This is a genomic window from Pseudomonas putida (genome assembly GCF_001976065.1).
Taxonomy (GTDB): domain Bacteria; phylum Pseudomonadota; class Gammaproteobacteria; order Pseudomonadales; family Pseudomonadaceae; genus Aquipseudomonas; species Aquipseudomonas serbica.
The window spans coordinates 985,520-1,001,370 of record NZ_MNAH01000002.1; the positions used below are offsets into that span (position 1 = coordinate 985,520).

Genomic DNA, 15,851 nt, shown 5'->3' on the forward strand with positions numbered 1-15,851 from the left:
ACTGATGCCCATTTTTCAGGACAACACAAACCCTGTAGGAGCTGGCTTGCCAGCGAAAGCGGTGCGCCTGTTGGCATGGATGTCGACTGATATGCCGCCTTCGCTGGCTAGCCAGCTCCTACACAAGGGATGAGGCGTCCCTGAACGGGCATCAGAACGAATACCCCTCTGTACCGAATAACAACAGCTAGAGGTGATTCCCCATGTCGTCAGCCAATACCCCCGCTACATCCACCCTCCACCCCGTCGACCGGATTCTGCCGGTCCGACAAATGCTCACCCTCGGCCTGCAACACATGGCCGTCTCGTACATCGGCGCCATCGCCGTGCCGTTGATTGTCGCCAGCGCCCTGAAAATGTCCCAGGCCGACACGGTGGTGCTGATCAGCACCACACTGTTCTGTTCGGGCATCGCCACCTTGCTGCAAACCGTCGGCTTCTGGAAATTCGGTGTGCGCCTGCCGATCCTGCAGGGCGTTGCGTTCAGTAGCGTGGGGCCGGTGATCGCCATCGGCACCAACCCGCAAGTCGGTTTCGCCGGAGTCTGCGGGGCCGTGATCGGAGCCGGTATCTTCACCATGTTGATCGCGCCATTCGTGGGTCGATTACGCCGGTTCTTTCCGCCGGTGGTGACCGGCTGCATCGTCACCGTGATCGGCCTGCAGCTGTTTCCGATCGCCTACGAGTGGGTCGGTGGTGGCCGCCACGCCAGTGATTTCGGCGCGCCAGCGTACCTGGCAGTCGCTGCCGTGGTGTTGCTCAGCATCCTCTTGGTCAGCCGCTACGGCAGCCCGATGCTGCGCAACATGGCGGTGCTGGTGGGCATGCTGGTGGGCGCGGCGTTGGCCTACGGGCTGGGCATGGGCAGTTTTCACAGTGTGCAGGAGTCGCCCTGGCTCACCGTGCCCTACCCGTTCTACTTCGGTATGCCGACCTTCAGCCTGATCCCCATCGCCACCATGGTGGTGGTGATGATCGTGCAAATGGTCGAATCGATGGGGTTGTTCGTGGCCATCGGCGACATCGTCGACAAACCGGTGGAAGAAAAACAGGTCATCAACGGCCTGCGGGCCAATGGCCTGGCGAGCACCATCGCCGGCATGTTCGCGGCGTTTCCGTTCATTGCCTTCATGGAAAACGTCGGACTGGTGATCCTCACCGGCGTGCGCAGTCGCTGGGTCGTCGCCGTCAGCGGTTTGCTGATGTGCTCGGTGGCGCTGGTGCCCAAGGCCGGGGCGATCATCGCGTCCATGCCGACCGCGGCCCTTGGCGGTGCGGGCATCGCGATGTTCGGCGTGGTCGCGGCAGCAGGGATCCAGACCCTGGCCAAGGTCGACTATGAGCACAATCGCTACAACGTGCTGATCGTCGGTTTCACCATCGCCGCCGCCCTGGTGCCGGTGCTGGCGCCGGCGCTGTTCAAGCAATTGCCCGAGTGGAGCCAGCCATTCCTGCACAGCAGCGTGGTCATCGCCTGCCTGGTGTCGGTGCTGCTCAACGCCACCCTTAACGGTGTCAGTGTGCCCGATGCCGCCGCCAGCAAATCCGCTACCCATAGCCTCTGACTGGAGCCGACCATGACTCAACTGCAAAACATCCTGATCAAGAACCCGGTGGCGGTGATGACCGGCCTGCGTGGCCCGCGAGCCAGGGCTGGCGGCGTGGACATCCGCATCGTCAACGGGCGCATCGCCGAAATGGCCGCAGGCCTTCAAGCGCAACCCGGTGAGCGGGTGATCGATGCGCGCCACTGCGTGGTGTATCCGGGGTGGATCAACACCCACCATCACTTGTTCCAGAACCTGCTCAAAGCCGTGCCCGAAGGCCTGAACCAGGACCTGCAAGGCTGGCTGGCCAGCGTGCCCTACCCGCGCCTCAACCGCTTCACCCCGCAACTGGCGCGGATCGCCGCCCAACTGGGCATGGCCGAACTGCTGCTGTCGGGGGTGACGACCTGCGCCGATCACCATTACCTCTACCATGCCAACGGCACCACCGAGACCGGTGACCTGCTGTTCGACATGGCCGAGACATTCGGCCTGCGTTTCGTCCTGTGCCGGGGCGGCGCGCTGGAGTCGGCCAGTGCCCACCCGGGGTTCTCGAAAACCGCGCTGCAACCGGAAACCCTCGACCAGATGGTTGGTGACATCGAACGGCTCAAGTCGCGCTATCACCAGGACACCCCGGATGCCTTGCGCCGGGTGGTGGTCGCGCCGACCACGCCGACTTTTTCCCTGCCACCGACGCTGCTGCGGGAACTGGCCCACACCGCTCGCGGCCTCGGTTTGCGGCTTCACACGCACCTGTCGGAAACGCAGAACTACGTGAATTTCTGCCGCGAGAAATACAACTGCCTTCCAGTGGAATTCGTCGCCGAACACGAATGGCTCGGCCCGGATGTGTGGTTCGCCCACGCGGTGCACCTGCAACCCGGCGAAATACGCATGCTCGCGCAAACCGGAACCGGCATTTCCCACTGCCCGGTGAGCAATGCGCGCCTGGGCAGCGGCGTGGCACCGGTGCCGCAGATGTTCGAAGCCGGGGTGGCGATTTCCCTTGGCGTGGATGGCGTGGCGTCCAACGAATCAGGGAGCATGGTCGGCGAAGCGAACACCGCGTGGCTGATTCACCGGGCGGAGCAAGGCGCATCGGCGACCACCGCCGAAGATGTCATCCACTGGGGCACGGCTGGCGGTGCGCAGGTACTGGGGCTGGGCGCGGTGGGCACCCTGGAAATCGGCCAGGCGGCGGACTTGGTGATCTATGGACTCGATCATCCGCGCTTCTTCGGTTTCCACGACATCGCCGTGGCGCCAGTGGTGGCGGGCGAGCCGATTGCGGTGAAGTACAGCCTGGTCGGCGGCCGGGTGGTGGTGGATGACGGCGTGATACCGGGGCTGGATGTGCAGCGGATGCGGGCCGAGGCCTGGGAGGGCGTGCGACAGTTGATGAAGGTAGACGAGTGACCCACCACCCCACCTTCCTGTAGGAGCTGGCTTGCCAGCGAAAGCGGTGTGTCAGGCCCATATCTGCGCTGGGTTTGGCGCCCTCTTCGCTGGCAAGCCAGCGCCTGCAAGGATCGCCGTCATTTTCTGGAGTGATTACATGTCCGGCCTCAACGAACTCTTGCACGCCATCGACGCCGCCGCCCAGGCCGGCGAAGAAACCATTCTCGCCACCGTGGTCAAGGTGGAAGGCTCGGCCTACCGCCGTCCCGGTGCGCGAATGCTCATCCCGTTGCACGGCCGCACCGTTGGCACCGTCAGTGGCGGTTGCCTGGAGCAGGACCTGGCAAAAAAAGCCTGGTGGCTGACCGATTCCGGCGAACCGCTGGTGCGCCGCTACAGCACCGGCGCCACCGAGGACGAAGACGACGAGCAAAGCGCCCTGACCTTTGGCCTGGGTTGCAACGGCACGGTTTTCGTCTTGCTCGAACGCCTGCGCGCAAAATCCCCTGCACCGGCCATCGAACTGCTGCGCCGGGTGCGCGACCGTCAACAACCGGCTGCCATGGCCACGGTGATCGGCACCTCGCGCAATGCCTGCGTCCGGGTCGGCGAGCGCTTGCTGTCCGACACCGAGGGAAGCCTGCGCAGCCCGCACCTGACCGATGCGATTCGCCATGACCTGCACAAGGCACTGGCGCACAAAAAGTCCTCGAAACGCCTCTACACTGACGCCCGTGGAGAGGTCGAGGTGTTTATCGAATACCTCGACCCGCCGCCGCGCCTGGTGATATTCGGCGCCGGCCACGACGCACAACCGTTGGTACGCATGGCCAAACTGCTGGACTGGCATGTCAGCGTGGTCGACAGCCGCAGCCACTTCGCCCGCGCCGAACGATTCCCGCAAGCCGACGCAGTCGTCTTCGCCAGCCTCGACAACCCGTTCGACTTGTCCCCGCTGATCGACGGCGCCGCGGTCGCGGTGATGACCCACAGCTACCGCCAGGACCGCCATTGGCTTGGGCTGGCGCTGCAGGCCTCACCCGCCTACCTCGGCCAACTCGGCCCCAGGGAGCGCACCGAACGCCTGCTGGCCGACATCGGCCCGGGCAGCTCGGCGCTGCACTACCCCATGGGCCTCGACCTCGGTGGCGATACCCCGCAGAGTGTGGCGCTGGCAATACTCGCCGAGATGACGGCGGTAATGAACCAGCGCCAGGGCGGGATGCTCCGGCATCGAAGCAAACCGATTCATCAGGTCGATCTTGTGGTCAGTGCAAAGCTCGAGTGTTCGGCAACCGTTTGAAGATCATCAATTCGCAGCCTGCCGCAGGCTGCGATCTTCCTCGTTTCAAGCGGCCTGCGCCCCCTTGGCCACTGCCGCCGACGCCGCCAGCATCGCCCGCAACAACACCGCACACCCGGCCGCCAAGTCATCCGGCGCGGCATTCTCGATTTCGTTGTGGCTGATGCCGCCTTCGCACGGCACGAAGATCATCCCGGCCGGACCGAGTTCGGCGAGGAAGATCGCGTCGTGCCCGGCGCCGCTGACAATGTCCATGTGCGACAGGCCAAGCCCTTGCGCCGCGCCGCGTACCGCTTCGACGCAGCCCTTGTCGAAATACAGCGGCGGGAAGTCGGCAGTGGGGGTCAGTTCATAGGTCAGGCCGTGTTCTTCGCAGGTGGTTTCGATGACTTCGCGTACTTCGGCGATCATCGAGTCCAGTCGTGCCGGTTCCAGGTGGCGGAAGTCCAGGGTCATGCGCACCTCGCCCGGGATGACGTTGCGCGAGCCGGGATAGGCCTGCAGGCAACCGACAGTGCCGCAAGCGTGTGGCTGATGACCCAGGGCTGCGCGATTGACCGCGCCGACGATCACCGCGGCCCCGACCAGGGCGTCCTTGCGCAGGTGCATCGGCGTCGGGCCGGCGTGGGCTTCGACGCCGCGCAGTTTCAGGTCGAACCATTTCTGTCCGAGGGCGCCCATGACCACACCAATGGTCTTGCGTTCGTCTTCCAGGATCGGGCCTTGCTCGATGTGAGCTTCGAAATAAGCGCCCACGGCATGGCCACTGACTTTGCGGGTGCCCGCGTAGCCAATCGCATTGAGCGCTTCGCCTACTGTCACGCCCTCGGCGTCGACCTTGGCCAGGGTTTCTTCGAGGGTGAACTTCTCGGCGAATACGCCGGAACCCATCATGCACGGGGCAAAGCGCGAGCCTTCTTCGTTGGTCCACACCACCACTTCCAGCGGCGCTTCGGTCTCGATGCCCAGGTCATTGAGGGTGCGCAGTACTTCGACGCCGGCCAGCACGCCGAAGCAACCATCGAACTTGCCACCGGTGGGCTGGGTGTCGATGTGGCTCCCGGTCATCACCGGTGGCAGATCCGGATTGCGTCCGGGCCGACGGGCGAAAATATTGCCCACGGCATCGATGCTGACAGTGCAGCCGGCCGCCTCACACCAAGCCACGAAAATGTCCCGGGCCTGCCGATCGAGGTCGGTCAGGGCCAGGCGACACACACCGCCCTTGACCGTGGCGCCGAGCCTGGCCAGCTCCATGAGCGACTGCCACAGGCGGTCGCGGTTGATGTGCTGATGGGTGGATTGCAGAACGTCTACGGCCGCGTTCATGGGGATCTCCTCAGGCTATTCTTGTGTGTTGCTTCAGGCAATTGGGTGGTGTCCTTGAGGCCGCCTTCGCTGGCAAGCCAGCTTCTACAAGGGATCGCGGTCACCTGTAGGAGCTGGCTTGCCAGCGAAGGGGCCCTCGATCACACCGCAGATTTCGCGATCGACGGACTAGGACGCATCGCGCACAACCCGTAATAAATCAACCCGCCAAGGGCCGATCCGGTAAACCAGCCATAGCTGTAGAACCAGCTGAACGCATCGCTGCCCAAGGACAACAACGTCAGCACCACCGGCACACCAAACGCGATGAATCCGCTCCAGTTCCACGCCGGATAAACGTCATCGCGATACAGGCCAGCGAGGTCCAGGCGCTGTTTCTTGATCAGGAAATAGTCCACCACCATGATCCCGGCTATTGGCCCCAGCAGGCTCGAATAGCCGAGCAACCAGTTGGAATAAACGGTTTCCAGGCTGACATCGGAAACGATCAGCCCAAGTTTTTTCAGCAGTTCATGGGCCATCAGCGCCAGCCCTACCAGCCCGGTAAGCATCACCGCCTTGGTCCGGTTGATCGCCTTGGGGGCGATGTTCTGGAAGTCGTTGGTGGGCGATACGATATTGGCCGCGGTGTTGGTCGAGAGCGTCGCAATGATGATCAGCGCCATGGCCAGCGCCACCCACACCGGGCTCGGGATATGGCCGATCAGGGTCACCGGGTCGGACACCGTCACACCCACCAGTTTCACCGAGGCGGCGGTCATCACCACGCCCAGGGAGGCAAACAGGAACATGGTCAGCGGCAGGCCGATGATCTGCCCGACAATCTGGTCTTTCTGGCTTTTCGCGTAGCGGCTGAAGTCGGGAATGTTCAGCGACAGCGTGGCCCAGAACCCGACCATCGCGGTCAGTCCGGCGGCAAAGTAGCTGGCCACGCCCGCACCTTCAGGACGCTTGGGCGCGATTGCCAACAGTTCGGTCATCGACACGTTGGGCATCGCCCACACGAGCAACCCTACCCCCACCAGCACCAACAGCGGTGCCGAGAGGGTTTCCAGCCATTTGATCGACTCGGCGCCGCGAATCACCACCCACAGGTTCAGCGCCCAGAACACCATGAAGCCGATGACCTCGCCAGTGCCGCCCAGGGACTTCCAACCCTCGAACACCGAGCCCAGGAACAGGTGAATCGCCAGGCCGCCGAACATCGTCTGGATGCCGAACCAGCCACAGGCCACCAGCGCGCGGATCAGGCATGGGATGTTGGAACCGATAATGCCAAAGGACGAACGCAGCAACACCGGAAACGGAATGCCGTACTTGGTGCCGGGGAAGGCATTGAGCGTCAGCGGGATCAACACAATGATGTTGGCAAACAGAATGGCCAGCAGCGCTTCACCGACACTCAGTCCGAAATACGCCGTCAGCACCCCGCCCAGGGTATAGGTCGGCACGCAAATCGCCATGCCCACCCATAACGCCGTGATGTGCCATTTGTTCCAGGTTCGTTCGCGCACCTTGGTCGGTGCAATGTCGTGGTTGTAACGGGGACTGTCGAGGACATCGCTGCCGGCTTCCAGCTCAAACAAGCCGTCGCGCTCGGTCACTTGCGATCTGATCTGTTGCATGGCCGCTCCACTGTTCTTTGAGTTATTTTTTGCTCATCGAGGGCTGGCGGCATCAATAAACGTGCCGGGTGCCCCGCTTGCGCATCGGGCAGTTCCATAAACACTGTGCAACTAAATGATATGTATCAGTTTTATCAGGGCACCTCGATGACTTGCCATGTCACTCAGGCCGAATGCCAGGCAAGTTGTCCGAACCGTCAGGACTCAATCTGGTGCAGCCCTTTTTTTTTCAACGTCACGCCTCAACCATAGACCATCCTCAAACGGCTGATTTCACATAAGAAATCTTGACCATATTTGGTTCCTGTCAAGTGCGTCAAAATGGTGAGAGGCCGCACCATTATGCGGATTCATGTATTAATTCCTTATTTTTCAATTAGTTAAATCAGCAATAAGCTTATAAAAAATATTCTTGCTCATTCCTATAACTCAGACTAGCTTTTATTCCTGACAGCGTTGACAGGATTAATCCGGTTGCCGCTTGCGTCTATAAAACATCTAGAACCGGCATCAGCCGGTCACTGCCTGCGAGGAACTCGGAATGTCTCTGTTGATCCGTGGCGCTACCGTTGTTACCCATGATGAAAGTTTTCGCGCCGATGTGTATTGCGCAGATGGCGTGATCAAGGCCATTGGCGAAGACCTTGACGTTCCCGCAGGTGCCGAGATACTCGACGGCAGCGGTCAATACCTGATGCCCGGCGGCATCGACCCCCACACCCACATGCAGCTTCCCTTCATGGGCACCGTGGCCAGCGAAGACTTTTTCAGCGGCACGGCGGCGGGTCTGGCCGGTGGGACCACCTCGATCATCGACTTCGTCATCCCCAATCCGCAGCAGTCGTTGATGGAGGCCTTCCATCAGTGGCGTGGTTGGGCCGAGAAGTCGGCGTCCGATTACGGCTTCCACGTCGCCATCACCTGGTGGAGTGAACAGGTTCGCGAAGAAATGGCTGAGCTGGTGATTCATCACGGGGTCAACAGCTTCAAGCATTTCATGGCCTACAAGAATGCGATCATGGCCGCCGATGACACCTTGGTGGCGAGTTTCGAACGCTGCCTGGAACTGGGCGCGGTGCCGACCGTGCATGCGGAAAACGGCGAGCTGGTGTTTCACCTGCAACGCAAGCTCATGGCCCAGGGCATGACCGGGCCGGAAGCGCATCCACTGTCGCGCCCATCGCAGGTGGAAGGCGAAGCCGCGAGCCGCGCCATCCGCATTGCCGAAACCCTCGGCACGCCCCTGTACCTGGTGCACGTCTCGACCAAGGAAGCCCTCGACGAAATCACCTACGCCCGCGCCAAGGGCCAACCGGTCTACGGCGAAGTGCTCGCCGGGCATCTACTGCTGGACGACAGCGTCTACCAGCACCCGGACTGGCAAACCGCCGCCGGTTATGTGATGAGCCCACCGTTCCGTCCTCGTGGTCATCAAGAAGCCCTCTGGCACGGTTTGCAGGCGGGTAACCTGCACACCACCGCCACCGACCACTGCTGCTTCTGCGCCGAGCAGAAAGCCGCGGGCAAGGACGACTTCAGCAAGATCCCCAACGGCACCGCCGGCATCGAGGACCGCATGGCCGTGTTGTGGGAAGAAGGCGTCAACACCGGGCGTTTTTCCATGCAGCAATTCGTCGCCCTGACTTCCACCAACACCGCGAAGATCTTCAACCTCTACCCACGCAAAGGCGCGATCCGCGTCGGCTCCGATGCCGACCTGGTGCTGTGGGACCCGCAAGGTACTCGGACGATTTCTGCCAAGACCCATCATCAGCAGGTCGACTTCAATATTTTCGAAGGCAAGACCGTGCGCGGCGTACCGAGCCACACCATCAGCCAGGGGCGCGTGGTCTGGGCCGATGGCGACTTGCGCGCCGAGCGCGGTGCCGGGCGGTACATCGAACGGCCGCCGTACCCGGCGGTGTTCGACTTGCTGAGCAAGCGGGCTGAGTTGAATCAGCCGGTTGCTGTGAAACGCTGATAGCGGCCTGCGGCCTTTCGCTGGCAAGCCAGCTCCTACAGTTTGAAATGCATTCCCCTGTAGGAGCTGGCTTGCCAGCGAAGAGGCCGGCCCAGTCAACACAAAAACAATGCCCGACAGAGGCAACACCTCAATTACCGTGAGGCCAACACCGTGATCAAGACCCTGACTCACCTCCCGCATCCCGTTGAGAATGCGGCCGCCCTCGCCGGCCATTTCACCGACCTGGCGCCGCCACTCAACGATCGCCAGGCCCACCTGGAAGCCTCGCGTTGCCTGTATTGCTACGACGCGCCCTGCGTGAATGCCTGCCCGAGTGAGATCGATATTCCCTCGTTCATCCGCAACATTCACCAGGACAACGTGCAGGGTGCAGCGCAGAAGATCCTCTCGGCCAACATCCTCGGTGGCAGTTGCGCCCGGGTCTGTCCGACCGAGATTCTTTGCCAGCAAGCCTGTGTGCGCAACAACGCCCATGAATGTGCGCCGGTGCTAATCGGCCTGTTGCAGCGTTACGCCGTGGACAACGCGCACTTCCCCGAGCACCCGTTCGCGCGCAGCGCCGCCACCGGCAAGCGCATTGCCGTGGTCGGTGCCGGGCCCGCCGGTTTGTCCTGTGCCCACCGCAGTGCGATGCACGGTCATGACGTGGTGATATTCGAGGCGCGGGAAAAGGCCGGCGGCCTGAACGAATACGGAATCGCCAAATACAAACTGGTGGACGATTACGCGCAGAAGGAACTGGATTTCCTCCTGGACATCGGCGGCATCGAAATCCGCCATGGGTACAAACTCGGCGACAACCTCAGCCTCAGCGACCTGCATCAACAATTCGACGCCGTGTTCCTTGGCATCGGCCTGGCGGCCAGCAAGCAGCTGGGCCTACCCCATGAAGACGCGCCCGGCCTGGTGGCGGCCACCGACTACATCCGCGAACTGCGCCAGGCTGATGACCTGAGCCAGTTACCCCTGGCCAACCGCTGCATCGTCCTCGGTGCCGGCAACACCGCCATCGACATGGCGGTGCAGATGGCCCGACTGGGCGCCCGCGACGTCAACCTGGTCTATCGTCGCGGTTTTGATGACATGGGGGCGACCCACCATGAACAGGACATCGCCAAGGCCAATCAGGTGCGCCTGTTGACCTGGGCCCAACCGGAGGAAGTCTTGCTCGATGACCAGGGCCAGGTACGCGGCATGCGCTTCGCCCGCACCCATCTGGTGGAAGGCCGCCTGCAAACCACCGGCGAAACCTTCGAACTGGCCGCCGACGGGATTTTCAAGGCCATCGGCCAGGCCTTCGACAGCCGCGCCCTCGCCGATCCACTGGCCCGTGAACTGCAGCGCCAGGGCGACCGGATCCTGGTGGATGAACAACTGCGCACCAGCATACCCGGGGTGTATGCCGGCGGTGATTGCACCAGTCTTGACCAGGACCTGACCGTGCAGGCGGTGCAGCACGGCAAACTCGCTGCCGAGGCGATGAACGCTCAACTGATGCTCAATGTGGAGGCTGCATAAATGGCCGATCTGTCGATTGTCTTCGCTGGCATCAAGTCCCCCAACCCGTTCTGGCTGGCCTCCGCACCGCCGACCGACAAGGCCTACAACGTGGTCCGCGCCTTCGAGGCCGGCTGGGGCGGCGTGGTCTGGAAAACCCTGGGTGAAGACCCGGCGGCGGTCAACGTGTCGTCGCGTTATTCGGCGCACTTCGGGGCCAACCGGGAGGTCCTCGGCTTCAACAACATCGAACTGATCACCGACCGTTCGCTGGAGATCAACCTGCGGGAAATCACCCAGGTCAAGAAGGACTGGCCGGACCGCGCGCTGATCGTGTCGCTGATGGTGCCCTGCGTCGAAGAGTCCTGGAAACACATCCTGCCATTGGTGGAAGCCACCGGCGCCGACGGCATCGAACTCAACTTCGGCTGCCCCCACGGCATGCCGGAACGCGGCATGGGTGCGGCGGTCGGCCAGGTGCCGGAATACGTCGAGCAGGTCACACGCTGGTGCAAGACCTATTGCTCACTGCCGGTGATCGTCAAGCTGACGCCGAACATCACCGACATCCGCGTGGCTGCCCGCGCGGCCCACCGTGGCGGCGCGGATGCGGTGTCGTTGATCAATACGATCAACTCGATCACCAGCGTCAACCTGGAGCGCATGGTCGCCAATCCCATCGTCGGCAACCAAAGCACCCATGGCGGCTATTGCGGCTCGGCGGTCAAGCCGATCGCCTTGAACATGGTCGCCGAAATCGCCCGCGACCCGCAGACCCATGGCTTGCCAATCAGCGGTATTGGCGGCATCGGCAACTGGCGCGACGCCGCCGAATTCATGGCCTTGGGCAGTGGTTCGGTGCAGGTGTGCACGGCGGCGATGCTGCATGGCTTCCGGATCGTCGAGGAGATGAAGGACGGCCTGTCACGCTGGATGGACAGCCAAGGCTACGCCAGCATCGCCGAATTTTCCGGGCGGGCGGTAGGCAATACCACCGACTGGAAGTACCTGGACATCAACTACCAGGTGATCGCGAAGATCGACCAGGAGGCGTGCATTGGGTGTGGGCGCTGTCATATTGCTTGTGAGGACACGTCGCACCAGGCGGTGGCGAGCGTCAAGCAGGCGGATGGCACGCATAAGTATCAGGTGATCGAGGATGAGTGCGTAGGCTGCAACCTGTGCCAGATCACGTGCCCGGTGCAGGATTGCATCGAGATGGTGCCGATGGAGAACGGCAAGCCGTTTCTGGACTGGAATCATGATCCGAGGAATCCCTACCACGTCAGTCCTTGAAGCTTTCGGTGCCTGAGACAACGCCTTCGCGAGCAGGCTCGCTCCCACAGTGGATTGCGGTCGTACATGACTTGGATGTACACCAGGGATCAACGTGGGAGCGAGCCTGCTCGCGAAGATGCCCTGCGCCACTACACAAATCTCAAGGCTCCAACCCGATCCCGCGCAAAATCACACTCGTCACCGTCTGCACCGCCCGCTCGAACTGCATATCCGACAGCGGCTGGTGATCATTGAGAATGTTCACCTGGTGATCGAAGTCGGCGTAGTGCTGGGTCGAGGCCCAGATCATGTAGAGCAGGCTTGAAGGCTCCACCGGCAGGATGCGGCCATCGTCCACCCACTGGCGAATCTTCGCTTCTTTCATCTTGGCCCAGTCGTACAGGCTCGCGTCCAGCTTCTCGCCGAGGGTCGGCGCGCCGTGGATGATTTCGTTGGCCCAGACTTTCGAGCCGTAGGGGCGGCTGCGCGAGTGGTTCATCTTGGCGCGGATGTAACTGCTGAGCACCACGCGCGGGTCGTCGAACATCTCGAAGCACAGCGCGTCCTGCTTCCACACTTCCAGCAGGTCGAAGAGCACGGCGCTGTACAGTTCGGTCTTGGTGCTGAAGTAGTAATGCAGGTTGGAGCGCGGCAGTTGCACTTCGGCGGCGATGTCGGCCATGGCCGTACTGCCAAAGCCTTTTTCGGCGAAGACCTTCTCGGCCCCCAGCAGAATTTTCTCGACGTTACTGCGACGAATCTCGATCTTGTGATTGCCCATGAGGGCTCCCTGGCAACAACATTGAACAAGACTAGCATCCGCTCTACCTCGCGGCGACAGCAGACAGGCAAACTTCGTGCAACAGGCCTTGCGCGGCTAGACTGACCCTCACTTCGAACCTGCCGCCGAGGGACTCGACATGCGCTTGAAGAACACCCTGACCGCCGCCCTGCTTGCCTCGCTCTTGTGTGCCTCATCCGTGTTTGCTCACGCCCATCTGCAAAGCCAGATGCCCGCCGCCGATAGCACCGTCAGCGCCCCCTCGGAATTGAGCCTGACCTTTTCCGAAGGGGTCGAAGCCGACTTGTGCAAAGTCACGATCAGCCACGACGGTGACGACATCCTGGTAAAAAGCCTGATCACTCAAGGTCCTGATAAAAGGACCCTGATTGTCACTCCGGCTGTCCCCTTCACCGACGGAGACTACAAAATCGAGTGGCATGTCGTGTCGGTCGATAGCCACAAAAGCGAGGGCGTCTACACGTTCACGGTTGGCCAGTAATACATGGCGAACACGGATTCAGCGGCGTAACACCCGCCCTGTGGACGCGCGCCCGCTGCCTCAAGTCATCGTATAACTTCCCATTGACAACTCCTGAAAATCTCGCAAATATCTGCGCCAATGTTGTACGACGACGTATGACAAAAATAAAAACAAAAAGCAGCAAGGGAGCGTCACAGTGAGCAAGCTCGTCCGCGATTCGTCCGCCCGTACTCCACGCCCATCTTTTATCCGTTTGCACACACTGAGCCTGATCGGTTGCAGCAGCCTGGTCATCGCCCTGCCCCTCACCAGCCAGGCCGAAGGCTTTACCGATGACGCCAAAGCCACGCTGAATCTGCGCAACGCCTTCATCAATCGCAACTTCACCAACCCGGCCTACCCTCAGGGCAAGGCGCAAGAGTGGACGCAGAACTTCATTCTCGACGCCAAGTCAGGCTACACCCAAGGTCCGGTCGGCTTCGGTGTGGATGTACTCGGCCTGTACTCGCAGAAACTGGATGGTGGCAAAGGCACCGGGGGTACGGGGTTGCTGCCGATCCACGACGACGGGCGCCCGGCCGACAACTTCGGCCGCCTGGGCGTGGCACTCAAAGGCAAGATCTCGAAAACCGAACTGAAGGTCGGCGAATGGATGCCGGTGCTGCCGATCCTGCGCTCCGATGACGGTCGCTCGCTGCCGCAAACCTTCCGCGGCGGCCAGGTGACCTCCACCGAAATCAGCGGCCTGACGCTCTATGGCGGGCAGTTCCGCCAGAACAGCCCGCGCAACGATGCGAGCATGGAAGACATGTTCATGAACGGCAAGTCGGCGGCCTTTACCTCGGACCGTTTCAACTTCGGCGGCGGCGAATACGCGTTCAACGAAAAACGCACCCAGGTGGGCGTCTGGTACGCAGAGCTCAGCGATATCTACCAGCAGCAGTATTTCAACATCAGCCACAGCCAGCCCATCGGCGATTGGACATTGGGCGCCAACCTCGGCTACTTCATCGGCAAGGAAGATGGCAGCGCCCTGGCCGGCGACCTCGATAACAAGACCGCATTTGCCCTGCTCTCGGCCAAGTACGGCGGCAACACTTTCTATGTCGGCCTGCAAAAACTCAGCGGCGACGATGTGTGGATGCGGGTCAATGGCACCAGTGGCGGCACCCTGGCCAACGACAGCTACAACTCCAGCTACGACAACGCCAGGGAGAAGTCCTGGCAGGTGCGTCACGACTACAACTTTGTCGCCCTCGGCATTCCCGGCCTGACGCTGATGAACCGCTACATCAGCGGCGACAACGTGCACACCGGCACCATCACCGACGGCAAGGAATGGGGCCGCGAATCGGAACTGGCCTACACCGTGCAGAGCGGCGCGCTGAAGAACCTCAACGTCAAATGGCGCAACGCAAGCATCCGCAAGGATTTCAGCACCAACGAATTTGATGAAAACCGGATTTTCGTCAGCTATCCGATTTCGTTGTTGTAATTCCCGGGGATCGACCTCGTACCTGTAGGAGCCGGCTTGCCGGCGAAGGCGATCTCGCGGACGCCTTCGCTGGCAAGCCAGCTCCTACAGGTTGAGTGCGATCACGGATCATTCACAGGGGTCGAGGTTTTCCGGACCATTGATGGCGACAACCCTCCGTCAATTTCCACCAATGTCGCGTTGACAAAAACCGGAAAGCCTAACGATACTTCCACCTAGTCGTACGACAACTTACAACGAATCAATAAAAATAACTGCTGTCCAGGGATTCCCATGACGACCACTGCATCCGCCCCAACGCCCTTCAATCGCCTGTTGCTGACCGGTGCCGCCGGTGGCCTGGGCAAAATCCTGCGCGAGAGCCTGCGCCCGTACGCCAACGTCATTCGCCTGTCGGACATCGCCGACATCGCCCCCGCCATCGATGATCGCGAAGAAGTCGTGCCTTGCGACCTCGCCGACAAGCAGGCCGTGGATCAATTGGTCGAAGGCGTGGACGCGATCCTCCATTTTGGCGGCGTCTCGGTGGAGCGCTCGTTCGAAGAAATCCTCGGCGCCAATATCTGCGGCGTATTCCACATCTACGAAGCGGCGCGCCGCCACGGCGTCAAGCGGGTGATTTTCGCCAGCTCCAACCACGTCATCGGCTTCTACAAGCAGGATGAAGTCATCGACGCCCACTCCCCTCGCCGCCCCGACAGCTACTACGGTTTGTCCAAGTCCTACGGCGAAGACATGGCCACCTTCTACTTCGATCGCTACGGCATCGAGACCGTCAGCGTGCGCATCGGATCTTCGTTCCCCGAGCCGCAGAACCGCCGGATGATGAGCACCTGGCTGAGCTTCGGCGACCTCACCCGGTTGCTCGAACGTGCGCTCTACACCCCTGACGTCGGCCACACCGTGGTCTATGGCGTGTCCGACAACAAGGACATTTGGTGGGACAACCGCTACGCCAGCGCGTTGGGCTTCGTGGCCCAGGACACTTCCGAAGTGTTCCGTGAAAAAGTCGAAGCCCAGCCGCTGCCGGCCGCTGATGACCCGGCGCGGGTCTACCAGGGCGGAGCCTTTTGTGCGGCTGGCCCGTTCGGCGACTGACCGTCCTGATCCCCCCCACAACCAAGGGA

General features: G+C 61.7%; 12 protein-coding genes. 9 read left to right on the forward strand and 3 right to left on the reverse strand.

The genetic code is table 11. From position 1 onward, the window contains the following. The first annotated feature begins 203 nt into the window (after nt 1-203). From BKX96_RS10880 to BKX96_RS10890, 3 genes are all read left to right on the forward strand, one after another. Complete coding sequence (locus BKX96_RS10880; protein WP_046817421.1) at nt 204-1,565, forward strand: nucleobase:cation symporter-2 family protein; 1,362 nt, start codon at nt 204-206, stop codon at nt 1,563-1,565. A gap of 12 nt (nt 1,566-1,577) precedes the next feature. Next, nucleotides 1,578-2,966 (forward strand): amidohydrolase family protein, encoded by a 1,389-nt coding sequence (locus BKX96_RS10885; RefSeq protein WP_077183822.1) that lies wholly within the window; start codon nt 1,578-1,580, stop codon nt 2,964-2,966. A 139-nt stretch (nt 2,967-3,105) separates the two neighbouring features. Then, nucleotides 3,106-4,251: an XdhC family protein gene (locus tag BKX96_RS10890; protein WP_077183823.1), complete on the forward strand. Its 1,146-nt coding sequence runs from the start codon at nt 3,106-3,108 to the stop codon at nt 4,249-4,251. A gap of 45 nt (nt 4,252-4,296) precedes the next feature. On the opposite strand, the gene BKX96_RS10895 is transcribed toward BKX96_RS10890, so the two are convergent. Beyond that, entirely contained in the window at nt 4,297-5,580 is a 1,284-nt protein-coding gene (locus BKX96_RS10895) for a Zn-dependent hydrolase (protein ID WP_046817418.1), read from the reverse strand. Nucleotides 5,581-5,720: 140 nt separating this feature from the next. After that, complete coding sequence (locus tag BKX96_RS10900) at nt 5,721-7,205, reverse strand: NCS1 family nucleobase:cation symporter-1 (protein WP_077183824.1); 1,485 nt, start codon at nt 7,203-7,205, stop codon at nt 5,721-5,723. A 541-nt stretch (nt 7,206-7,746) separates the two neighbouring features. Between BKX96_RS10900 and hydA the strand changes: the two genes are divergently transcribed. From hydA to preA, 3 genes are all read left to right on the forward strand, one after another. Continuing rightward, on the forward strand, nt 7,747-9,186 hold the full coding sequence (gene hydA / locus BKX96_RS10905; RefSeq protein WP_077183825.1) for a dihydropyrimidinase: 1,440 nt from the start codon (nt 7,747-7,749) through the stop codon (nt 9,184-9,186). A 153-nt stretch (nt 9,187-9,339) separates the two neighbouring features. Next, a complete protein-coding gene (locus BKX96_RS10910) occupies nt 9,340-10,707 on the forward strand; it encodes an NAD(P)-dependent oxidoreductase (protein WP_046817415.1) in 1,368 nt (455 codons plus the stop codon). Further along, complete coding sequence (preA, locus tag BKX96_RS10915; RefSeq protein WP_046817414.1) at nt 10,708-11,982, forward strand: NAD-dependent dihydropyrimidine dehydrogenase subunit PreA; 1,275 nt, start codon at nt 10,708-10,710, stop codon at nt 11,980-11,982. It begins immediately after the preceding gene. A gap of 142 nt (nt 11,983-12,124) precedes the next feature. Here the strand turns inward: preA and BKX96_RS10920 are convergent, their stop codons facing one another. After that, nucleotides 12,125-12,745, reverse strand: a complete 621-nt coding sequence (locus BKX96_RS10920) for a TetR/AcrR family transcriptional regulator (protein ID WP_046817413.1) — start codon at nt 12,743-12,745, stop codon at nt 12,125-12,127. A gap of 139 nt (nt 12,746-12,884) precedes the next feature. Here BKX96_RS10920 and copC point away from each other — a divergent pair, with 139 nt between their 5' ends. The 3 genes from copC (at nt 12,885) to BKX96_RS10935 (ending at nt 15,822) form a co-directional block, all read left to right on the forward strand. Beyond that, nucleotides 12,885-13,247 (forward strand): copper homeostasis periplasmic binding protein CopC, encoded by a 363-nt coding sequence (gene copC, locus BKX96_RS10925; protein ID WP_077183826.1) that lies wholly within the window; start codon nt 12,885-12,887, stop codon nt 13,245-13,247. Between the two features lie 178 nt (nt 13,248-13,425). After that, nucleotides 13,426-14,724 carry an OprD family porin gene (locus BKX96_RS10930; RefSeq protein ID WP_077183827.1) on the forward strand — a complete coding sequence of 433 codons (1,299 nt, stop codon included), beginning with the start codon at nt 13,426-13,428 and terminating at the stop codon, nt 14,722-14,724. A gap of 273 nt (nt 14,725-14,997) precedes the next feature. After that, the gene (locus tag BKX96_RS10935; protein ID WP_077183828.1) at nt 14,998-15,822 is read left to right on the forward strand and encodes an NAD-dependent epimerase/dehydratase family protein; all 825 of its coding nucleotides are present in this window, start codon (nt 14,998-15,000) and stop codon (nt 15,820-15,822) included. The last annotated feature ends 29 nt before the right edge of the window (nt 15,823-15,851 follow it).